Genomic DNA, 19,079 nt, shown 5'->3' on the forward strand with positions numbered 1-19,079 from the left:
CTTTTCTAGGCGACATCGGCCCACTCTCGCTAGCGAACCCTTTCCGGCAACCCTCCCGGAGCCGCAGCGTCTGCAATCTGGTTCGGATGCTTAACCCGGCGAACTCTAGACGCCGCCCATGGCTCTCGCGCCGGTCAGGCAGCGAAACGCAGTCGGGGCCTGGCGAGGTTCTCGCGAGGCTGAAGAAGCGGATCGGTGGGTTCATTCCCCTTATCCAGCCAGCGCCCGATCTCGCGCGCAGTTGTCGCCGGAGAAACGCACGGCCGTCCCGAACGAACTTCTGCAGCTGCCAACCCCGCCAGATGTTCTCCTGACGCTCTCGTGCATGCAGATGCAGGATTTCCACGCCGAAAGCCGCGCGCCTTCGAAATCAGCTGTGAAATCAGCTGTCCCGCCCGCAACAAAAAAACCCCGCGGCCTGGGCCGCGGGGTTTTTGCATCGCGAAGCGAAACCCGCCTAGCTGCCGAGCGGGTTGAACTTGGTGACGCCGCGGAAGAGGTTGCGCAGGAAGCTCTGCTCCTCGCCCCCGGTCGGCGTGGTGCGGCTGATGAAGTCGAAGACGATGCCGTCCTGCAGGCCGTAATGGGCGATACGCTCGACCTTGAAGCTCTTGTTGAAGTAGATGACCAGCACCTGCTGGTCGATGACCTGCGGATCCTGGAACTGGAAACGGCGGCGCACGGTCTGGCTGATATAGTAGAAGGTGCGGTTGCCGACGGTCGAGGTGGTCGAGGGCGTGCCGAGGATCTGCAGCACCGACTGGACATCCATGCCGGGCTTGATCTGCGCGACCAACCCCTCATCCATGACGAAGCCGCGCGTGAAGGTATCGTTCATGCCGGTCGAGGTTGGCAACACGAAGCCGCCGGCATCAGGTCCACAACCGGCCAGCAACAGGGAAGAGGTCGCGAGGGCTCCGAGCAGAGCCGTGCGGCGGGTAGTGTGGGTCATGCGGGCACGATCCGGGGCAGCACGGCTCGGGAGGACCCCAAGCCGCTTGTCAAAAGGGTAAGGGTTGGCGTAACGCCCGAGGATGGCTTTGGCAAGGCAAGGACGCCCGCGAGAGCGGTGGGCGGAGGCGGACTGTTGATTTTCGGGTTGTTCGGCAAGCGCGCGTCACGGCGCGCCCCTGTGGATGCGCTCTTCGGACGCGTCGCCGAGGCGTCGCGCCAGCCCGGCCTCTATATCGAGGGCGGCATTCCCGACAGCTTCGAGGGCCGTTTCGAATCGCTGGCGCTGCATGTCCTGCTGGTGCTGCGGCGCCTGCGCGAGCTGCCGGCGCCGGCCTCGGAGCTGGCGCAGGAGCTGATCGACGCCTGCTTCGCCTATCTCGAGCTGGGCTTCCGCAATGGCGGCATCAGCGATGTCGCGGTGCCCAAGCGCATGAAGAAGATCGGACAGATGTTCTATGGCCGCGTCCAGGCCTATGAGGCGGCGCTGGCCTCCCCCGGGATCGATGCACTCTCCGAAGCCCTGCGGCGCAATGCCTGCTCGCCGGAGGGCGCCCCTCGCCTCGCGGCTTATATCCGCCAGGCACAGGCGGCGCTCGCCGACCGTGATCTTGCCGCCATTCTCAGCCAGGAGAATGTGTTTCCGGCTTTTTCTCGCGAGGAGGCCTCGCAATGACAGTTGAGCACATGCCGGTTCTGCCACTGAGTCACCCGATCCGCGTCGAGACGATCCGCCAGCGCGGTACCGAGGTCACGGTCCGCGCCGAGCCGGAGCAATTCGCGGCCATCGCGGCGATGCTCGGCCTCACCTCGCTCGAATTCCTCGAGGCGCGCTATATGCTGTCCCGCAACGGCGACCGGGTGAAGCTGGAGGGGCGAATCGCAGCACGGCTGCATCAGACATGCATCGTCACGCTCGATCCTTTTCCGGTCCAGCTCGACGTTCCGGTCAAGCTCGACTTCGCGCCCGAGACCGAGGACGAAGCCGCATCGCGTCGCGCCGAGCGCGACAAGGCCGAGATCGACATCGAAGTCCTGCTCAACGAGGACGACCCGCCCGAGCCGATCGTCGACGGCGTCATCGATCTCGGCAGGGTCACGCTTGAATTCGCGGCGCTGGCGCTCGACCCCTACCCGCGCAAGCCGGGCGCGAGCTTTGAAGTGCCTGCCGAGGAGGCCGGCGCGCAGTCGCCTTTCGCCGCTCTTGCCAAGCTGAAACGCAGTGATTGAAGCTTTCGCCACCTCTTGCGCGGCTTGCGGCAGCCGCCCAAGTCGCTATTGTCCGGCCGGCCATGAGCCGCCCCGGATCGAAGGTCGGCCATATCCGGGACACGCCAGAACTCCATGACAAGACCGGTTACAATCGCGCTCGATGCGATGGGCGGGGATCACGGCCCCTCCATCGTCATCCCAGGCGCCGCCTTGATGCTGGAGCGCCGCCCGGATGCACGCTTCGTGATATTCGGTGACGAGAAGCAGGTTCTGCCGCTGCTCGACCAGCATCCGAAGCTCAAGGCGGTGACGATCTTCCACCACACCGAGGTCTCGGTGAAGATGGACGACAAGCCGAGCCAGGCGCTGCGCTATGGCCGTTACAAATCATCGATGTGGCGGGCGATCGACGCGACCAAGACCGGCGAAGCCGATGTCACCGTCTCGGCCGGCAACACCGGCGCGCTGATGGCGATGTCGAAATTCTGCCTGAAGTCGATGGCGCAGGTCGACCGGCCGGCGATCGCGGCGCTTTGGCCGACAATGCGCGGCGAGAGCGTCGTGCTCGATGTCGGCGCGACCATCGGCGCCGATGCCCGCCACCTCGTCGATCTCGCGGTGATGGGCGCGGCGATGGCCCGCGTCGTCTTCGATCTCGACCGACCCACCGTTGGCCTGCTCAATGTGGGCGTCGAGGAGATCAAGGGCGTCGAGGCGGTCAAGGAGGCCGGACGCATCCTGCGCGAGAGCAATCTGCCGCATCTCAGCTATCATGGCTTCGTCGAGGGCGACGATCTCGGCAAGGGCACTGTCGATGTCGTGGTGACAGAGGGCTTCACCGGCAATATCGCGCTGAAGACGGCCGAGGGCACGGCCCGCCAGATCGCGTCCTATCTGCGCGCGGCGATGAATCGCTCGCTGATGGCCAAAATCGGCTATGTCTTTGCGCGCGGGGCTTTCGCCGCCTTGCGGGAAAAGCTCGATCCGCGCAAATCCAACGGCGGCGTCTTCCTGGGGCTGGAAGGCATCGTCATCAAGAGCCATGGCGGCACGGATGCCATTGGCTTCGCCAGCGCAGCCGAGCTCGGCTACGAGATGGCGCGCGAGGACCTGATGGCGAAGGTCCGCGAGATGGTCGCCGCAAGCACGCGCCCCGAGCTGCCCGCCGCGCAGCCGGCCGTCGCCGAATAGGGAACGGTGTCCTTGTCCATTCTGCGCTCACAAGTCGTCGGCTGCGGCTCCTATCTGCCCGCCCGCGTCGTCACGAATGCCGAACTCGCCGAGCACGTCGAGACCACCGACGAGTGGATCGTCCAGCGCACCGGCATTCGCCAGCGTCACATCGCCGCCGATGACGAGCCGACTTCGATCGTCGGCCTCAAGGCCGCGCAGGCGGCGATCGAGGACGCCGGCATCGATCCCTCCGAGATCGACCTGATCATCGTGGCGACGGCGACGCCGGACCACACCTTTCCGGCCACGGCGACCCAGATCCAGGCTGCGCTGGGGATCAATGGCGGCGCCGCCTTCGACCTGCAGGCGGTCTGCTCCGGGTTCGTCTTCGCGCTGGCGACGGCCGACAAGTTCCTGACGACGGGCAGCGCCAGGATCGCCCTGGTGATCGGCGCCGAGACCTTCTCGCGCATCCTCGACTGGGAGGACCGTGCCACCTGCGTGCTGTTCGGCGACGGCGCCGGCGCCGTCGTGCTCAAGGCCGCACCAGGCGAAGGAACGCTCGCCGATCGCGGCATCCTCACCACCCATATCCGCTCGGACGGGCGCTACAAGGACAAGCTTTACGTCGATGGCGGCGCGGGCTCGACCAAGACCGTCGGCTTCCTGCGCATGGAGGGCAAGGAGGTCTTCCGCCACGCCGTGAACAATCTCGCCGAGACGGTGCGCCACACTTTCGAGCAGACCGGCCTCTCCGGCGCCGATATCGACTGGTTCGTGCCGCACCAGGCCAACCGGCGCATCATCGACGCGACGGCCACCAAGCTCGGCATCAGCCACGACAATGTCGTCGTCACCGTCGACCGCCACGGCAACACCTCGGCGGCCTCGATCCCGCTCGCTTTGGCCGAGGCGCATGCCGATGGCCGGATCAAGCCGGGCCAGCTCGTCCTCGTCGAGGCGATGGGCGGCGGCTTCACCTGGGGCTCGGCCCTGATCCGCTGGTGACGCTGCGGCAGCGAAATCGCGAAAATTGTCACGATTCATCACCAAATCGGGTTGATTTCGGTCAAAGCTGGCGCAAGATCCACGCTTGAGGATTGACCCGCGCGGCGGGGGCGCCTAGCGTCCGCCGTCCGTAATGGCGAAAGGCCGGCGGTCACCGCCGATGCCTGCAATACGCCTTGGAGGATATGAATGGCGGGGCAAACGGTCACTCGCGCGGATCTGTGCGAGGCTGTGTATCAAAAGATCGGCTTGTCGCGGACGGAGTCGTCGAAGCTCGTCGAGGTGGTACTCGACGAGATCTGCGATGCGGTCGCGCGCGGCGAGAACGTGAAGTTATCCTCATTCGGTTCCTTCGTCGTGCGAGACAAAGGCGAGCGAATCGGGCGTAATCCAAAAACGGGCGTTGAAGTACCGATCGAGCCGCGTCGGGTAATGGTGTTCAAGCCTTCGAACGTGATGAAGGCCCGCATCAACGGGCAGAGTGGTGAGGGTGAGACTGAGTGAATCTGGAGTTCCACGCCGGCGACACCGAGGCCGAATTGGACACCAAGAGCCCAGATGCCTTTCGAACCATCAGCGAGGTCGCAGAAGACCTCGACATTCCCCAACATGTGCTCCGCTTCTGGGAAACCCGCTTCAGCCAGATCAAGCCGCTGAAGCGCGGCGGCGGACGCCGCTACTATCGGCCTGACGACGTCGCCCTCCTCAAGGGCATCCGGCGCCTGCTCTACGGCGAAGGCTATACGATCAAGGGCCTGCAGCGCATCCTCAAGGAGCACGGGCCGCGCCATGTCCAGGCGATTGGCCGTGGCGGGCCGATCGGCGCGAGCCAGGCTGCGTCCGGCTCCGCGCCTGCCGAAAACCCGGCGGCCATGCAGGTCGACGAGGCCGCGCCCGGTTTTGCTCCACCTCGCCAGCCTGTCCCGGAAGGGCTCGACGACATCACCGTGCTGACCGCCGTGATGAACGAGCTCGGGGAATGCAGGCGCATCCTCGAGCGCGCTCTGGAGCCGGCAGACGACGCGGCCTGAGCCGTCGCTCAGCTCTGCGGCGGCGCTTCTTCCTCGATCCTGGGACGACCCACGGGGTCGCGGCGTGCAGCAGGCCTTTGCCGGCGATGCGCCGCGGCACCGGCCTTCCTGTGCTGCACCAGGCTCGCGAGCACCGGATTCGGATAGTGTTCGAGCGTCGAGCCCGTCGCGGCATCGACACCCATGCCGATCAGGCCGCCGACGATGACGTTGCCGGCGAAGCCGGCTGCGCCCGCCCCGGCGATGCGCGTGGAAACCGGCACCTGCAGATCGGCATAACCCTCCTTCGAGAAGTTGACGACGAACTCGGATTTGCGGCTCACCTCCCAGGTGCAGGGGGTCGCCGTGCAGGCGTGCCCCAGCGATGACCGCGCCTCCGCTCCCGCCGGCTCGCTGGTGATCGTCACCTGGCTCGTCGTCCCGCGCGTGACAGTCGCGCAGCCGCCCAGTGCGGCCGCAACGGCGGCCGCGATAAGAACTCGAATTTTCAGCATGTTAGCCCCACCCCTTACCCAACGACATAGCTAGTTTGGGGCTCGGTGAGGGGGCAAGATGTGTATGCGAGCCAACTGTGCACAACTTGCACGCGCGCCAGATTCAGCCGGTTGATGTTATCGGCGCGCAACATAGCTTCCAAACCGAGGACGACCTCGGAACTTCCCACATCGTGCGTAGAGGACTGCGCCGCATCATCAAGGAGCGCCGCGATGGCCTGGCTCTATCTCTTTGTCGCGGGCCTGTTCGAGGTCGGCTGGGCCATCGGCCTGAAATACACCCAAGGCTTCACCCGGCTCGTGCCGACGCTGTTCACCGCTGTCAGCATGGTGGTGAGCCTCGGACTCCTGGGTCTCGCCCTGAAATCGCTGCCCGTCGGCACCGCCTATGCGGTCTGGACCGGACTCGGAACGATCGGAACGGCGATCCTCGGCATCGCCCTGCTCGGCGAGCCCGCAAACGCCTTGCGGCTGGCCTGCATCGGCCTGATCGTCGCCGGTATCGTCGGGCTCAAGCTGGTCTCGCCCTGACGGGTATGCGAGCCTATGGTGAAGTAGGTCAGCTTCGCCGCCAGGCCTCGGGCCAGTAGCCCCCGCGCTCCAGCAGAACGATCAATACGATGATGACGAGCGTGACGGCGATCGTCATCACCTTCGCGTTCCAGGGCACGCCACGGCCGATCAACCAGATCAGGCTCAAGCCGATGATGAGAGGGACCACGATCTCCATGGCGCGATCGTAGCCCGCACGTCGGCGCCCCGGCAATCACCATCGGACTGAAAGCAACCTGTCGACGCCAGGCCGGCAACAAGCCTCGGCGGACGTCGGGAGGCGCTCTTCAGGCGCCCTCCTCCGCCAAGGCGATGGCGGGCGGCGAACTGCGTCCGATCAGACGTTCGCCCTCGATCAGCGGCCGCAGCTTCGAGACCTCGACGGCGAGAAAATCGAGGAACAGCCGAACCCGCGGCGTATGCCGCAGGTCGGGGTGGGTCAGCAGCCAGAGATCGGCGGAGAGGTCCGGATCGGGCGGGGCCAGCCGCGTCAACCCGGGGCGGGTATCGCCGATGAAGCATGGCAGGAAGCCGATGCCGATGCCGGCCTCGACCGCTTCGGCAAGACCAAGCACGGTGTTGAGCTTGTAGACGACGCGCTCGGGCGCGACGTGGCGGGCGAGGTAGCGGACGGCGCTCAGCATGGTGAACTGCTCGCCCAGCGAGATCCAGCTGCGCTCCCACAGGCTTTCCGTCGTCGGCGACTCGGCATCGGGAAAATCGGCGGCGCGGCCATAGAGCGCCCAGGCGATGCGGGCCGGCTTGCGGCCGATCAGTGTTTCCGGCGGGTTGTCGGTGGCGCGGATCGCGACATCGGCATCGCGCTTGGAAAGGTTTGCCGCCTGGTTGCCGATCAGCATGTCCAGCCGGATGTCCGGGCATTGCCCGAGAAACCGGGCGAAGAGCGGCGTCAGCAGGTCGACCAGCAGCGAGTCGTTGGTCGCAACGCGCAACTCGCCGGCAGGTTTGATCTCCTGGCCGGCGAGCTTACGGGCGAAAGCAGTGATGTCGTCGTCGACGCGGGCTGCGAGCTGGATCATCTCCTCGCCGGCCGGCGTCGCGACATAGCCACTGCGGTGGCGCTCGAAGAGCCTGACGCCGAGCGCCTCCTCGATCTGGCCGAGGCGGCGGAAGACGGTGGAGTGGTTGACGCCGAGCGCTGCCGCGGCTGCCGGCAGCGCTCGCTTGTCGGCGATGGCCTTGATCAGGCGGAAATCGTCCCAGGCCAAGGGCTTCGCGGATTGAATCATCCGGTCACTCTTGGCCAAGGCTTCCGTTCCAGCAAGTGCCGCTCGCTCAGGCAATGGCCGGCTTGCCCTGCCATTCGCTGCGGCCGGACTTCAGCGCCAGCGCGCCATCGCCGATCAGCGCGTGGGCGAAGGCAGTGAGCGCCAGGAAGGCGGGATATTCCCAGCCGCCGTTCGGGGCGTTGAAGACCCAGCCATTGGGAGCATGGACTGCCAGGGCGCCCAGCAGGATCGGCACCAGCGCCAGCGAGACATAGCGGCCATAGAAGCCGAGGAGGATCGCGAAGCCGCCGAGAAGCTCGGCCAGCATGATCGGCCAGGCCAGGAACGCCGGCAGGCCGACCTGCCCGAGGAAGCCGGCAAAGCCGGCGGGGGTGAAGATCACGAGCTTCAGATAGGCATGTGCGATGAACATCAGGCCGAGCGCGACGCGCAGGCCAAGGGCGCCATAAGGGGCAAGGCGATTGTCGATCATGGTGGTGTCTCCTGAAAAGGGACCGGTTGGTCTCGGGTCAGGATTTTGGTCTGATCCACCCGCAAATCAAATTGTAAATCGAGGCATCATACATTGCATGATTGCAATAAACTCCCTCTGGCGCTTTTGCGGTTCCGGGCCAATCTTTCGGCCAACAGGGCAGACGCCCACATGTTCGGAGGACAAGCATCATGCAGATCAACGGCCTTCACCACGTCACCGCCATTTCCGGCCCCGCGCGCCGCAACCTCGACTTCTACAGCCGCGTGCTCGGCCTGCGCCTCGTCAAGAAGACGGTGAACTTCGACGATCCCGGCACCTATCACCTCTATTTCGGCGATGCCGATGCGGCTCCGGGCTCGATCCTGACCTTCTTCCCGTGGGAGCATGCCGCTCCCGGCCGGCTCGGCGTCGGCGAGACTCAGGAGACGGTCTTCCGGGTTCCGGCAGGCTCCATCGGCTACTGGGCGCATCGCTTCGTCGAGCAGGGCGTGCCGCATGAGGCGCCGATCAAGCGCTTCGGCGAGAGCGTGCTGAGCTTCCGCGATCCGGACGGCATGAGGCTCGCCCTCGTCGGCCTGCCCGGCGTGGAGAAGGAGCCGGCCTGGGCCGAAGGCGGCATCCCGGCGGAGCATGCCCTGCGCGGCTTCCACAGCGTCAGCTTGCTGCTGGCCGATGCGGCACCGACGGCTGCGATCCTGAGCGACGTCTTCGGCTTCGCCGAGGTCGGCCGCGAGGAGACGCTGATCCGCTATGCCGCACAGGGCACGACGGTCGGCGGGGTGATCGACCTGCGCGTCGCCGGCGGCTTCCTGCCGGCCCGGCAGGGCGCGGGCTCCGTGCACCACATCGCCTTCCGGGCGGCCGACGACGCCGCGCAGGAGGAGATGGTCCGCCGCCTCTCTGAGAACCATGGCATCCACACCACGGAGCAGCGCGACCGGAACTACTTCCGTTCGGTCTACTTCCGCGAGCCGGGCCATGTCCTGTTCGAGATCGCGACCGATGTCCCCGGCTTCGCGGTCGATGAGCCGGCTGCCGAACTCGGGCGGGCGCTGAAGCTGCCGCCCGGCCTGGAGGCGCACCGCAAGCAGATCGAGGCGGTGCTGCCCGAACTCGGCTGAACACGTCCTGCCGCCCGGCCATGAGCCGGCGGGCGGCAGGACTCTCATGCGGACCGGTGAAGACCGGCCGGCAAACCGACCTGCCTGCCATCTTGGGGACAGGTCGGCTCCGCTTTCGTCAAGGGAGATGACCATGATCGACACGAAGACCGACACTGACTTCATCCACGTCTTCGAGCCGGGCAGCGATCCGGCCCGCAAGCCGCTCCTGCTGCTGCACGGCACCGGAGGCGACGAGCGCGACCTGCTGTCGCTCGGCCGCACCGTCGCCCCGGGCGCGAGCCTGCTCTCGCCGCGCGGCAAGGTTCTGGAAGGCGCTGCGCCGCGCTTCTTCCGCCGATTGGCCGAAGGCGTCTTCGACGAGGCCGATTTGCGCCGCCGCACGGATGAACTGGCTGATTTCGTACTGCAGGCGCGGGAGCGCTACGGCCTCCCCGCCCCGATCGCGCTCGGCTTCTCGAACGGCGCCAACATCGCCGCGGCGATGCTGCTGCAGCGCCCGGAGGTTCTGGCCGGCGCGGCCCTGCTGCGCGCGATGATGCCGTTTTCGGACGCGCCGCGCAGTCAGCTCAACGGCAAGCCCGTGCTGGTTCTCTCCGGCGCGCTCGATCCGATCGTGCCGGCGGCCAATGCCGAGGGGCTCGCCTGCCAGCTCGAGGATAGCGGCGCGCTGGTGGAGCATCGCGTGCTGCCGGCCGGGCATGGCCTCGGCCAGGCCGATCTCGGCTTGCTGAGCGACTGGCTGGCGCGGGTCTGAGGAAGGCGGCAGGCTCTTCCGCCGCTTTTTTCATACGGGCAAGCGGCTTCAGCCAGCCAGCGGAATCATGATTGCCATGGCGACGACAACCACGACAAGGGCGCGCAACAGCACGGCGCCATGGTTGGAAAGCGGAACGTCCGAACTACGCGACAGAGCACGCATCACGACTCCCATCAACGCGGCAGTGCCTGATGGTGACGTGACGTAGGGTCAGCTGGCAAGTATCGACCGAGCGGAGACGGTGGACAACTGCGCTTGGCTCAGCGGCCGGCAGGTCGCGCATGACAGCGCCTCAGGCACGGTCCTTGCGGACGACGACATAGGCGTAGGTCGTCACCAGGTTCCAGCCGATCCGCGCGGCGAGCGCATTGAAGGCATGGTCGAGCTGCTTCAGGCCCGGCATCCGGTCGAAATAACCATGACCCCAGAAGCGCTGGATATGGACGTCGCTGAAGCCCGCACGGTTCAGCATCGGCGTCAGCAGTGCCGGGCTGCCGCGGCACCAGTCATACAGCGCCGGAAACTTCGGATCGCCACCGCCGTCGCGCCGCGCCGGGAAGAGCGCATGGACGATCGCCCGCGAGGCGTTCTCGGGCAGGATATGGTTCAGCGCGAAGACGGGCGCCCACAGCGTCGGAAAGAAGGCCAGCGCCACGCCGCCGGGCGCCAGCAGGGCATGGATGTTGCGCCAGGCCTGCTCGACACCGTCGATATGCTCGAAGACCATGCGGGACACCATCATGTCGTAGCTCCCGCGCACCGCATCCGGCTCCGTGAGGTCGCCGGCGATGTCGAAGTGCGCGGTCTTCAGGCCGGGCGGCGTCAATGCGAGTTCGCCGGCATCGATATCGTTCACGATGAACTCGATCCCGGCATCGGCCGCCTGCGCCTGCGTGAACAGGGGATCGCGCCCCCCACCGATCTCGCAGATGCGGCGCAGGCCGAACTGGCTGGCCATGCCGAGGATGGTGGGCTCGTAATTGTCCCAGGCCCATTCCGAGTGCCAGTTCGGCGAGACGCTGCGAAAGTACTCGGCGGTGGAGGCGGGTGCAGGCCCAACGGCCTGCGAGGTCGCCTCAACGCGAACCGGGGCCATGGTTGCCAGGGACATGTTCGCTTCCGCTCCAGATGCTCGCGCTGCAGCATTCAGAATGATCTCGCCCCCGGCCTCCCGCAATCGCAGTTTTAGTCCACGGTTAATCAAAACGTTCACCAAAGGCAGGCGGCACAGTCGTCTACGTGGGTCTCCAATACCGGTTGGAGCCGCGAAATTCGCTCCAGGTGCCGGCCCAGGCAGACCGGTACCGCGTCTCCCCCTGCCCGCTCCGGCCAGCCCGCCTCGGCTTCAACGCGCCGCGGCCGGGCGCCGCTCCGGCAGCGTCATCGCCATGACGCCGACGACCACGAAGCCGAGGCCGACCCAGGCGGTGGAACTCAGGGTCTCGCCCAGGAAGACGAGGCCGATGACGACGCCGATCGGCACGCGCACATAGGACACGGCCGTCGTCCCGACCGAGCCGAGCGTGCGGATCAGGCGGAAATAGATGGCGAAGGCGAGCGCCGTCGAGAAGACGGACAGGGCGATCAGCGCCATGACCGATTCCTGCGACGGAGCGAGGGTCCAGGGCCGGTCCACGATCAGCGCCGCCGGAATGAGCAAGGCCGTGCCGGCCAGCATCGAGCCTGCGGCGGGCAGCAAGGGATCCATGCCGGAGAAGTTGCGTCCGAACAGGGCGGCGCAGGCATAGGCGACCGTTGCCGCGATGATGGCGAGTTGCGGCAGTACGGCATGGCCGAGGCCGGAAAAGGCGTCGACGCCGACGATCAGGCTGACGCCGGCGATGCCGGCACCGACTCCGCGCCCCTTGCGCCAGTCCGGGCGCTGCCCTGGCATCAGCATCAGCGAGATCAGGAAGACGAAGACCGGCGTGGTGCCGTTGAGGATCGAGGCGAGGCCCGCATCGACGCTGCGCTCGGCCCAGGCGATCAGCGTGAAGGGCACGACGCTGTTGAGGCAGGCCTGCGTCAGGAAGCGCCGCCAGGTGACGAGATCGCGCGGCAGGCGCAAGCCGCGCCAGCGCATGACGGCGAGCAGGATCAAACCGGCGATCAGGGTGCGGGCCGCGATCAGGGTCAGCGGCGGAATGGTCTCCACACCAATCTTGATGAAGGTGTAGGAGCCGCCCCAGAGCGTGGCGAGCGCCAGCAGCAGGGCGAGTTCGGTGGCACGGTTCGGCGTTGCGGCCGGGGCATCCAGCGCTTGCATCGACATATGTTTCTCCTTGGGTTGGCGAAACATGACAGCAGCGACGCGTCGATGCATGCGGGAACGCTACGGTTTCGGCCGTAGCTTCGAAGCCTGATTCAACAGCCTGCGAAGCTGAGTCAACTGCTCCATCTAAACCGTTGGCCCAAAAGAAAAACCCGCGGCCTTCGCCGCGGGTTCGATTGTTGCGACGACGCTTTCGCTCAGGAATGCGCGAGGATCGCCAGCAGCAGAAGCGCGATGATGTTGGTGATCTTGATCACCGGGTTCACGGCGGGTCCCGCCGTGTCCTTGTAGGGGTCGCCGACGGTGTCGCCGGTGACCGAGGCCTTATGCGCCTCCGAGCCCTTCATGTGACGCACGCCGTCCTTGTCGACGAAGCCGTCCTCGAAGCTCTTCTTAGCATTGTCCCAGGCGCCGCCGCCCGAGGTCATCGAGATCGCCACGAAGATGCCGGTGACGATGACGCCCATCAGCATGGCGCCGACCGAGGCGAAGGCGTTGTTCTTGCCGGCGATCGCGTAGATCACGAAATAGGTCACGATCGGCGCCAGCACCGGCAGCAGGGACGGCACGATCATTTCCTTGATCGCGGCGCGGGTCAGCATGTCGACGGCACGGCCGTAATCGGGCCGGTCCGTGCCCGCCATGATGCCGGGCTTCTCCTTGAACTGGCGCCGGACCTCCTCCACCACCGAACCGGCGGCGCGGCCGACCGCGGTCATGCCCATGCCGGCGAAGAGGAAGGGGATGAGGCCGCCGAGCAGCAGGCCGACGACGACGTAGGGGTTCGACAGCGAGAAATCGACGACCACGCCCTTGAAGTACTGGAAGGTGGTCGAGCCCGCCTTGTTGGCCTCGGCGATGAAGAAGTTGAGGTCCGAGGTATAGGCCGCGAAGAGCACGAGCGCTCCGAGGCCGGCGGAGCCGATCGCATAGCCCTTGGTGATCGCCTTGGTGGTGTTGCCGACCGCGTCGAGCGCATCGGTGGAGTGGCGGACTTCCTTGGGCAGGCCCGCCATCTCGGCGATGCCGCCGGCATTGTCGGTGACGGGACCGAAGGCGTCGAGCGCCACGACCACGCCCGCCAGCGCCAGCATCGCGGTCGTCGCGATGGCGATGCCGAACAGGCCGGCGAGACCATAGGACACGATGATACCGGCGATGATCACGATGGTCGGCAGCGCAGTCGATTCCAGCGAGACCGCGAGGCCCTGGATGACGTTGGTGCCGTGGCCGGTGACCGAGGCCTGGGCGATCGAGACCACCGGGCGCTTGCCGGTGCCGGTGTAGTATTCGGTGATGACGACGATCAGCAGCGTCACCGCGAGGCCGACCAGCGCGCAGCCGAAGAGGCCGCCCGAGGTGAAGGTGATGCCCTGCCCCGTGGTGAAGGACGCCGAGAAGCCGCCGAACATGGCGTAGTTCACCGCCGCGATCGCCCCGACCGAAAGCACGCCAGCGGCGATGAAGCCCTTGTAGAGCGCGCCCATGATCGACTGGTTGGCGCCGAGCTTCACGAAGAAGGTGCCGATGATCGAGGTGACGATGCAGGCCGCGCCGATCGCCATCGGATAGAGCATCATCGTGCCCAGCACCGGCTGGCCGGCGAAGAAGATCGCGGCGAGCACCATGGTCGCGACCAGCGTCACCGCATAGGTCTCGAACAGATCGGCGGCCATGCCGGCGCAGTCGCCGACATTGTCGCCGACATTGTCGGCGATGGTCGCCGGGTTGCGCGGGTCGTCCTCGGGGATGCCGGCCTCGACCTTGCCGACGAGGTCGGCGCCAACGTCGGCGCCCTTGGTGAAGATGCCGCCGCCGAGACGGGCGAAGATCGAGATCAGCGAGGCACCGAAGCCGAGCGCCACCAGCGAATCGATGACCGTGCGGCTGGAGGCCTCGAAGCCGAGATAGGAGGTCAGGATGCCGTAGTAGACGGCGACGCCGAGCAGCGCGAGGCCGGCGACGAGCATGCCGGTGACGGCGCCGGCCTTGAAGGCGACGTCGAGGCCCTCACCCAGCGACTGCATCGCCGCCTGGGCGGTACGGACGTTGGCGCGCACCGAGACGTTCATGCCGATGAAGCCCGCCATGCCCGAAAGTACCGCGCCGATCAGGAAGCCGATCGCCACCCATTTGCCGAGCAGCCAGGCGAGTACGACGAAGAGCACGACGCCGACCATCGAAATGGTCATGTACTGACGCTTGAGATAGGCCTGCGCGCCTTCGGCGACCGCGCCGGAAATCTCCTGCATGCGCTGGTTGCCGGCATCGCGCTTCATCACATCGCCATAGGCCCAGACGCCGTAGGCTATGGAAAGCGCACTCAATATGATGATGAGAAGCAGAGCTGACATTCGTTTTCCTGACCTTGAGCTTCCGAGCCGTCGGGAGCGCTGTCGCTCCTCTTTGCAGCGTTGGACGTCAGGCAGCGAAAAAACGGGCCCTAAAGACTCAAGGCCCGCTCCGCGTCGCCAGTGTCAGGCGAATTTGTGGCAAGTTTCGGCGAGGAGCGCAAACGCCTCGGCTTACAAATTTGGTCGAATGTCAGGCAGACCCGCGAAAGCTCAGAGCGCGAAGTCGCGATTGACGTTCTTGTAGAGCAGATAACAGGCGTCGACTTGGCCGGTCGGATAGAATTGTTGCGGGCAATACCCACCCATCCAGATGAAATCCTGCGCCCAGATCTCGTGCCAGTCCTCGCCGAGCAAATAGAGCCCCTGCCCTTCCAGCATATAAAGACCGTGCTCCATCACATGGGTCTCGACGGCAGGAAAGCAGACGCCGGGCTTGAACCACATCAGGTTCATTTCGAAGTCGAACCGCATGTCGCCATAGGGCAGCAGGAACTGGAAGGCGCGCCCTTCCATGCCGGTGTGATTCGTCATCGGCACCGCGTCCTGATGCGACAGGATCGGCTCGGGGATGGCGAGACCAGGCGCCGCCTCGTAGCGCTTGCGCAGGGCGAGGACGCGAGCGGGCCCGGCCGATTCGTTGCGCAGCGTGAAGGGCGTCGCCGGCGGGAGATAGGCGAAGCCACCCGCGGCCATCCCTTGGGGCGCGGCACCCTCGATTGCGAAGCTCACTTCACCGGACAGAACGTAGAAGAAATGCTGGACGCCGTCCTCGCTGAAGGCGGCCGGCGTGCCGCCACCCGGCGCGATCTCAAGCACGTACTGGGCAAAGAAGGCGCCTAGGACGGGCGCGGCGAGAACGCGCACGATCGTGTCCCGGTATTGCGGCAGACGGCTGATCAGCACGCCTTCAGGGGGCATGAAGGCGTAGTTGGAGCGCACGACGCCGCGATTATGGCCGATCGCGCCGGGCGGCACGCGGCCGGTCGCGGGCGGGAATGCGCGGTTGGTCATTCGGATGTCTCCAAGGATGGATGAAGCGCCGCAGCGCTCAGGCGGCCGCCGGGCGCTGGAGGCGCTGCCAGGCAACCATCGCGAGAGCGATGGCGACAGGCGGGAAGACGAGCCAGTTGACGCTGTCCCAGCCACCATGGCTGAGCAGCCCCCCGGCCGAGAAGGAGGCGATGGCAACCGAGCCGAAGACGAGGAAGTCGTTCGCCGCCTGCACTTTCACCCGCTCTTCCGGCCGATAGCAATCCGTCACCAGCGCGGTCGCGCCGATGAAGCCGAAATTCCAGCCGAGGCCAAGCAGGATCAGAGCCAGCCAGAAATGCCCCACGCTAAGGCCGGTGAGGCCGACGACGGCAGCAAGCGCCGTGAGCACCAGGCCGATCGAGGTGATCGTGCCCTTGCCGAAGCGGGCGATCAGGCGGCCGGTGAAGAAGCTCGGCCCGAACATCGCGAGCACGTGCCACTGGATGCCGAGGGCGGCATCCCCGACCGAATGGCCGCAGGCCACCATCGCCATCGGCGCCGCCGTCATGACGAAGCTCATCAGGCCATAGGCGACCAGCGAAGCAATCACCGAGGCGATGAACTTCGGCTGGCGCATGATCTCGCCGAGCGGGCGGCCGCCGCCGGAGCGCGCGGTCGCGACCGGCGGGGCGCGCAGCTGGGAGACGATACCGATCGCCAGCAGCGCCAGCAGCCCTTGCGCGAGGAAGCTCGCTGCGAAGGGCGCCGAGGGCGTGAGATCGCGCGTCCAGTACACAGATTGGGGGCCGATGATGCCCGCGGCGAGGCCGCCGATCATCACCCAGGAAATGGCGCGGGGCTTGAAACCGTCGCTCGCCGTGTCCGCCGCGGCGAAACGGTAGCTCTGGACGAAGGAGCCGTAGAGGCCGCAGACGAAGGTGCCCAAGCAGAACAGCCAGAACAGCTGGAGCGCGACGCCGCCGGCCGCAATGCTCGCCCCGGCGGCGCCGATGAGCGCGCCGATCAGATAGCCGCTGCGCCGGCCGAGCCGGCGCATGACCATCGCAGCCGGAATGACCCCGGTCGCGATGCCGAGCTGCAGCAGGCTGACCGGCACCGTCGCGAAGGCCTTGTCCGCCACGAGCTGCGCGCCGACGATGCCGCCGAGCGAGACGATGATCGCCGGGTTGGCTCCGCCGAGCGCCTGTGCGCCGGCCAGCACCAGCGCGTTGCGCTTCGCGAGCCTGTCGCCATCGAGGACCGGAACATGCTGGTTCATCACAACGCCGCCTCGCGGCCCGCGATGCGCCGCCGTCAGAAGTGAGAGAAGGAGCCCTGCGCGAAGCTGCGCGGTTGACCTTTCTCCCGATATGTCACCACGCCGGCCTCGGCCGTGATCCGGCCGATCGGCACCAGCGGAACCATCGTCTCCGCCGCGGCTGCGATCAGGGCAGAATATTCCCCTTCCGAAGCCGTGCAGAGAATTTCGTAGTCGTCTCCACCGGTCCAGGCCAGTTCCGCCAGCGCGGGATCGGCCATGAGCGCGGCGCGGGCCGGATCCGACAGCGGGACGGCGTCGAGATCGATTTCGGCGCCTGTTCCCGAAGCGGCAAGCAGCTTGGCAAGGTCTCCGACGAGGCCGTCCGAGACGTCCATCGCCGCCGAGGCATGGCGTTGCAGGGCGTCGGCGAGAATGAACCGCGGCTGCGGATGCAGGTAACGATCGGCCAGGAACACCCGTTCATCGGCACCGAGGCTCGCGACCCAGCCCGGCTTGTCGGGGCCGTGCACCTTCAGCCCGAGCGCACCGTCGCCGATGCTGCCGGAGACGAGCACGACATCGCCAGGCTTCGCACCGGCACGCCGAACCATGCGCCCGGCCGGCACTGTGCCGAAGGCGGTGATCGACAGGGTGAGCGGCCCGGAGGTCGAGACGGTGTCGCCGCCGATCAGCGGGCAGCCGCCGCTTTCGGCCATACGGGCGAGGCCCGCCGCGAAGCTGGCGAGCCAGGATGCGGTCCAGCCACGCGGCAAGGCGAGCGCCAGGACGAAGCCTTCGGGCTTCGCGCCCTTGGCGGCCAGATCGGAGAGATTGACCGCGAGCGCCTTCCAGCCGATCGCGTCGGGCGGATCGTCCGGGAAGAAATGCACGCCTGCGACGAGCGCGTCGGCGGTGACGACGACCTCGTAGCCCCGGCCCGGCCGCAGCAGGCCGGCATCGTCGAGAAGACCCAACCCGCCTGGCCCGGCGATCGGCGCGAAATAACGGCCGATCAGCTCGAATTCGCCGGGGCGCTGGTTATCGGCCATGGGTCAGCTAAGCTCCGCAACTGTTCCAAGGTCATCCCGGACAAGCGGCGTAGCCGCGTCGATCCGGGATCCATGCCTGAACCCGATCCGGAAGCGCTCCGGCATGGATCCCGGGACTCCCTTCGGTCGCCCGGGATGACGGTTGAGGTATTAAACTACGCCGCCGGCGCGTCGAACTCGTCGGCACGGAAGTCCCGCGCCATCTTGTCGAGCACCGCGTTGACCATGCCGATCTCCTCGCCCTCATAAAAGGCGCGCGCAACCGCGACATATTCGGAGATCACGGCGCGGCCGGGCACGTCCTTGCGGAAGGCGAGCTCATAGGCCCCGGCACGCAGGATCGCGCGGACCACGGCCTCGACCCGCTTCAGCGGCCAATTGTTGGCCAAGAGATCGTCCACGGTGCGGTCGACCAGGCGCTGCTCCCGCACGACGCCACCGAGAATATCACGGAAGAAGGCGAGCTCGGCCTTCGGCAATTCGATCTCCTCGACCTCCTTGCCGATCCAGAAGGCCTCGAACTCGGCCATCGCCTCGACGACGCCACGGCCGCCGACTTCCATCTCGTAAAGCGCCTGCACGACCGAGAGCCGCGCCCCGCGCCGCATCTCGGCCCGGCTCATCGAGCGCCCTCCGGCGACGGCTCCGCCAGGGAGCGCTTGTAGCGCAGCACGGCGAGCGCCGCTTCCGCCGCGCCGCCGCCCTTGTCCATCTCGGAGCGGTTGGCGCGGGCCCAGGCCTGCGCCTCGTTCTCGACGGTGAGGATGCCGTTGCCGAGCGGCAGCGCGAAGGCGACCGAGAGATCCATCAGCGCGCGCGAGCTCTCGCCGGCGACGATATCGTAATGGCCGGTCTCGCCGCGGATGACGGTGCCGAGCGCGACGACGGCCTCATAGGGATCGACGGCCTCGTCGGCGGCGCGCAGGCCGATGACGATCGCCGAGGGGATTTCCAGCGCGCCGGGCACGGTGACGACGTCGACGCGGCAGCCGGCTTCTTCCAGCACCGCCGTCGTGCCGGCAAGGAGCTCGTCCGCGAGCTTGTCGTAGAAGCGCGCCTCGACCACGAGGACGCGCGCGCCGTCGATCTCGACGGCAGGAGTTGCGGCCTTGTCGGCCGATGTCTGCCGGGGTCCGGCCATTTC

At 66.7% G+C, this 19,079-nt stretch carries 22 protein-coding genes; 9 read left to right on the top strand and 13 right to left on the bottom strand.

Going from position 1 to position 19,079, the window contains the following annotated elements; genetic code table 11:
* Nucleotides 1-457: 457 nt before the first annotated feature.
* Nucleotides 458-952 carry an outer membrane protein assembly factor BamE gene (locus AC2FAN_RS03355; protein ID WP_265052841.1) on the bottom strand — a complete coding sequence of 165 codons (495 nt, stop codon included), beginning with the start codon at nt 950-952 and terminating at the stop codon, nt 458-460.
* A gap of 135 nt (nt 953-1,087) precedes the next feature.
* Here AC2FAN_RS03355 and AC2FAN_RS03360 point away from each other — a divergent pair, with 135 nt between their 5' ends.
* The 6 genes from AC2FAN_RS03360 to AC2FAN_RS03385 all read left to right on the top strand — a co-directional run bounded on the left by AC2FAN_RS03360 (nt 1,088) and on the right by AC2FAN_RS03385 (nt 5,375).
* Nucleotides 1,088-1,627 carry a ubiquinol-cytochrome C chaperone family protein gene (locus AC2FAN_RS03360; RefSeq protein ID WP_265052840.1) on the top strand — a complete coding sequence of 180 codons (540 nt, stop codon included), beginning with the start codon at nt 1,088-1,090 and terminating at the stop codon, nt 1,625-1,627.
* Nucleotides 1,624-2,181 carry a YceD family protein gene (locus AC2FAN_RS03365; protein WP_485172711.1) on the top strand — a complete coding sequence of 186 codons (558 nt, stop codon included), beginning with the start codon at nt 1,624-1,626 and terminating at the stop codon, nt 2,179-2,181. Before AC2FAN_RS03360 ends, AC2FAN_RS03365 begins: the two co-directional genes overlap by 4 nt.
* A 114-nt stretch (nt 2,182-2,295) precedes the next feature.
* The gene (gene plsX / locus AC2FAN_RS03370) at nt 2,296-3,354 is read left to right on the top strand and encodes a phosphate acyltransferase PlsX (protein ID WP_265052838.1); all 1,059 of its coding nucleotides are present in this window, start codon (nt 2,296-2,298) and stop codon (nt 3,352-3,354) included.
* Nucleotides 3,355-3,366: 12 nt separating this feature from the next.
* Entirely contained in the window at nt 3,367-4,344 is a 978-nt protein-coding gene (locus tag AC2FAN_RS03375) for a beta-ketoacyl-ACP synthase III (protein WP_320109575.1), read from the top strand.
* A 189-nt stretch (nt 4,345-4,533) separates the two neighbouring features.
* Nucleotides 4,534-4,848, top strand: coding sequence for an integration host factor subunit alpha (locus AC2FAN_RS03380; protein WP_265052837.1), 315 nt, complete (start codon nt 4,534-4,536; stop codon nt 4,846-4,848).
* Nucleotides 4,845-5,375, top strand: a complete 531-nt coding sequence (locus tag AC2FAN_RS03385; protein WP_485172712.1) for a MerR family transcriptional regulator — start codon at nt 4,845-4,847, stop codon at nt 5,373-5,375. The genes AC2FAN_RS03380 and AC2FAN_RS03385 overlap by 4 nt, the downstream gene beginning before the upstream one ends.
* A gap of 8 nt (nt 5,376-5,383) precedes the next feature.
* Here AC2FAN_RS03385 and AC2FAN_RS03390 read toward each other — a convergent pair whose 3' ends face one another.
* A complete protein-coding gene (locus AC2FAN_RS03390) occupies nt 5,384-5,869 on the bottom strand; it encodes a translation initiation factor 2 (RefSeq protein WP_485172713.1) in 486 nt (161 codons plus the stop codon).
* 213 nt (nt 5,870-6,082) lie between these two features.
* On the opposite strand from AC2FAN_RS03390, the gene sugE reads away from it, so the two are divergent.
* Nucleotides 6,083-6,400 (top strand): quaternary ammonium compound efflux SMR transporter SugE, encoded by a 318-nt coding sequence (gene sugE / locus AC2FAN_RS03395; protein WP_485172714.1) that lies wholly within the window; start codon nt 6,083-6,085, stop codon nt 6,398-6,400.
* A 28-nt stretch (nt 6,401-6,428) separates the two neighbouring features.
* Here the strand turns inward: sugE and AC2FAN_RS03400 are convergent, their stop codons facing one another.
* The 3 genes from AC2FAN_RS03400 to AC2FAN_RS03410 all read right to left on the bottom strand — a co-directional run bounded on the left by AC2FAN_RS03400 (nt 6,429) and on the right by AC2FAN_RS03410 (nt 8,143).
* Nucleotides 6,429-6,599 carry a hypothetical protein gene (locus tag AC2FAN_RS03400; RefSeq protein ID WP_265052834.1) on the bottom strand — a complete coding sequence of 57 codons (171 nt, stop codon included), beginning with the start codon at nt 6,597-6,599 and terminating at the stop codon, nt 6,429-6,431.
* Between the two features lie 109 nt (nt 6,600-6,708).
* Nucleotides 6,709-7,671, bottom strand: a complete 963-nt coding sequence (locus tag AC2FAN_RS03405; RefSeq protein WP_485172715.1) for a LysR family transcriptional regulator — start codon at nt 7,669-7,671, stop codon at nt 6,709-6,711.
* A gap of 46 nt (nt 7,672-7,717) precedes the next feature.
* Complete coding sequence (locus AC2FAN_RS03410) at nt 7,718-8,143, bottom strand: DoxX family protein (RefSeq protein WP_265052832.1); 426 nt, start codon at nt 8,141-8,143, stop codon at nt 7,718-7,720.
* Nucleotides 8,144-8,334: 191 nt separating this feature from the next.
* On the opposite strand from AC2FAN_RS03410, the gene AC2FAN_RS03415 reads away from it, so the two are divergent.
* Together AC2FAN_RS03415 and AC2FAN_RS03420 are read left to right on the top strand one after the other, a co-directional pair.
* On the top strand, nt 8,335-9,267 hold the full coding sequence (locus AC2FAN_RS03415; protein ID WP_485172716.1) for a ring-cleaving dioxygenase: 933 nt from the start codon (nt 8,335-8,337) through the stop codon (nt 9,265-9,267).
* Nucleotides 9,268-9,400: 133 nt separating this feature from the next.
* Nucleotides 9,401-10,024, top strand: coding sequence for an alpha/beta hydrolase (locus AC2FAN_RS03420; RefSeq protein WP_485172717.1), 624 nt, complete (start codon nt 9,401-9,403; stop codon nt 10,022-10,024).
* A 295-nt stretch (nt 10,025-10,319) separates the two neighbouring features.
* On the opposite strand, the gene AC2FAN_RS03425 is transcribed toward AC2FAN_RS03420, so the two are convergent.
* The 8 genes from AC2FAN_RS03425 to ribH form a co-directional block, all read right to left on the bottom strand.
* The gene (locus tag AC2FAN_RS03425) at nt 10,320-11,138 is read right to left on the bottom strand and encodes a class I SAM-dependent methyltransferase (RefSeq protein ID WP_485172718.1); all 819 of its coding nucleotides are present in this window, start codon (nt 11,136-11,138) and stop codon (nt 10,320-10,322) included.
* A gap of 234 nt (nt 11,139-11,372) precedes the next feature.
* The gene (locus AC2FAN_RS03430) at nt 11,373-12,299 is read right to left on the bottom strand and encodes a DMT family transporter (protein WP_485172719.1); all 927 of its coding nucleotides are present in this window, start codon (nt 12,297-12,299) and stop codon (nt 11,373-11,375) included.
* A gap of 197 nt (nt 12,300-12,496) precedes the next feature.
* Nucleotides 12,497-14,653 (bottom strand): sodium-translocating pyrophosphatase, encoded by a 2,157-nt coding sequence (locus AC2FAN_RS03435; protein WP_476806730.1) that lies wholly within the window; start codon nt 14,651-14,653, stop codon nt 12,497-12,499.
* Nucleotides 14,654-14,863: 210 nt separating this feature from the next.
* Nucleotides 14,864-15,664 (bottom strand): (S)-ureidoglycine aminohydrolase, encoded by an 801-nt coding sequence (gene allE, locus AC2FAN_RS03440; protein ID WP_485172720.1) that lies wholly within the window; start codon nt 15,662-15,664, stop codon nt 14,864-14,866.
* Nucleotides 15,665-15,701: 37 nt separating this feature from the next.
* Nucleotides 15,702-16,904: an MFS transporter gene (locus AC2FAN_RS03445; protein ID WP_485172721.1), complete on the bottom strand. Its 1,203-nt coding sequence runs from the start codon at nt 16,902-16,904 to the stop codon at nt 15,702-15,704.
* Nucleotides 16,905-16,939: 35 nt separating this feature from the next.
* Complete coding sequence (gene thiL, locus AC2FAN_RS03450) at nt 16,940-17,935, bottom strand: thiamine-phosphate kinase (RefSeq protein WP_485172722.1); 996 nt, start codon at nt 17,933-17,935, stop codon at nt 16,940-16,942.
* Between the two features lie 155 nt (nt 17,936-18,090).
* Nucleotides 18,091-18,558, bottom strand: coding sequence for a transcription antitermination factor NusB (gene nusB / locus AC2FAN_RS03455; RefSeq protein ID WP_265052823.1), 468 nt, complete (start codon nt 18,556-18,558; stop codon nt 18,091-18,093).
* Nucleotides 18,555-19,076 carry a 6,7-dimethyl-8-ribityllumazine synthase gene (gene ribH / locus AC2FAN_RS03460; RefSeq protein WP_476806733.1) on the bottom strand — a complete coding sequence of 174 codons (522 nt, stop codon included), beginning with the start codon at nt 19,074-19,076 and terminating at the stop codon, nt 18,555-18,557. The genes nusB and ribH overlap by 4 nt, the downstream gene beginning before the upstream one ends.
* Nucleotides 19,077-19,079 lie beyond the last annotated feature (3 nt).

The organism is Allobosea sp. RIT-PG3_2 (genome assembly GCF_057321085.1).

What these genes read in the sequence shown, in the direction of transcription:
- AC2FAN_RS03355 (WP_265052841.1), bottom strand. Translation starts at nt 952, where the DNA reads ATGACCCACACTACCCGCCGCACGGCTCTGCTCGGAGCCCTCGCGACC.
- AC2FAN_RS03365 (WP_485172711.1), top strand. Translation starts at nt 1,624, where the DNA reads ATGACAGTTGAGCACATGCCGGTTCTGCCACTGAGTCACCCGATCCGC.
- plsX (WP_265052838.1), top strand. Translation starts at nt 2,296, where the DNA reads ATGACAAGACCGGTTACAATCGCGCTCGATGCGATGGGCGGGGATCAC.
- AC2FAN_RS03380 (WP_265052837.1), top strand. Translation starts at nt 4,534, where the DNA reads ATGGCGGGGCAAACGGTCACTCGCGCGGATCTGTGCGAGGCTGTGTAT.
- AC2FAN_RS03390 (WP_485172713.1), bottom strand. Translation starts at nt 5,869, where the DNA reads ATGCTGAAAATTCGAGTTCTTATCGCGGCCGCCGTTGCGGCCGCACTG.
- sugE (WP_485172714.1), top strand. Translation starts at nt 6,083, where the DNA reads ATGGCCTGGCTCTATCTCTTTGTCGCGGGCCTGTTCGAGGTCGGCTGG.
- AC2FAN_RS03400 (WP_265052834.1), bottom strand. Translation starts at nt 6,599, where the DNA reads ATGGAGATCGTGGTCCCTCTCATCATCGGCTTGAGCCTGATCTGGTTG.
- AC2FAN_RS03405 (WP_485172715.1), bottom strand. Translation starts at nt 7,671, where the DNA reads ATGATTCAATCCGCGAAGCCCTTGGCCTGGGACGATTTCCGCCTGATC.
- AC2FAN_RS03410 (WP_265052832.1), bottom strand. Translation starts at nt 8,143, where the DNA reads ATGATCGACAATCGCCTTGCCCCTTATGGCGCCCTTGGCCTGCGCGTC.
- AC2FAN_RS03415 (WP_485172716.1), top strand. Translation starts at nt 8,335, where the DNA reads ATGCAGATCAACGGCCTTCACCACGTCACCGCCATTTCCGGCCCCGCG.
- AC2FAN_RS03420 (WP_485172717.1), top strand. Translation starts at nt 9,401, where the DNA reads ATGATCGACACGAAGACCGACACTGACTTCATCCACGTCTTCGAGCCG.
- AC2FAN_RS03425 (WP_485172718.1), bottom strand. Translation starts at nt 11,138, where the DNA reads ATGTCCCTGGCAACCATGGCCCCGGTTCGCGTTGAGGCGACCTCGCAG.
- AC2FAN_RS03430 (WP_485172719.1), bottom strand. Translation starts at nt 12,299, where the DNA reads ATGTCGATGCAAGCGCTGGATGCCCCGGCCGCAACGCCGAACCGTGCC.
- AC2FAN_RS03435 (WP_476806730.1), bottom strand. Translation starts at nt 14,653, where the DNA reads ATGTCAGCTCTGCTTCTCATCATCATATTGAGTGCGCTTTCCATAGCC.
- allE (WP_485172720.1), bottom strand. Translation starts at nt 15,664, where the DNA reads ATGACCAACCGCGCATTCCCGCCCGCGACCGGCCGCGTGCCGCCCGGC.
- AC2FAN_RS03445 (WP_485172721.1), bottom strand. Translation starts at nt 16,904, where the DNA reads ATGAACCAGCATGTTCCGGTCCTCGATGGCGACAGGCTCGCGAAGCGC.
- thiL (WP_485172722.1), bottom strand. Translation starts at nt 17,935, where the DNA reads ATGGCCGATAACCAGCGCCCCGGCGAATTCGAGCTGATCGGCCGTTAT.
- nusB (WP_265052823.1), bottom strand. Translation starts at nt 18,558, where the DNA reads ATGAGCCGGGCCGAGATGCGGCGCGGGGCGCGGCTCTCGGTCGTGCAG.
- ribH (WP_476806733.1), bottom strand. Translation starts at nt 19,076, where the DNA reads ATGGCCGGACCCCGGCAGACATCGGCCGACAAGGCCGCAACTCCTGCC.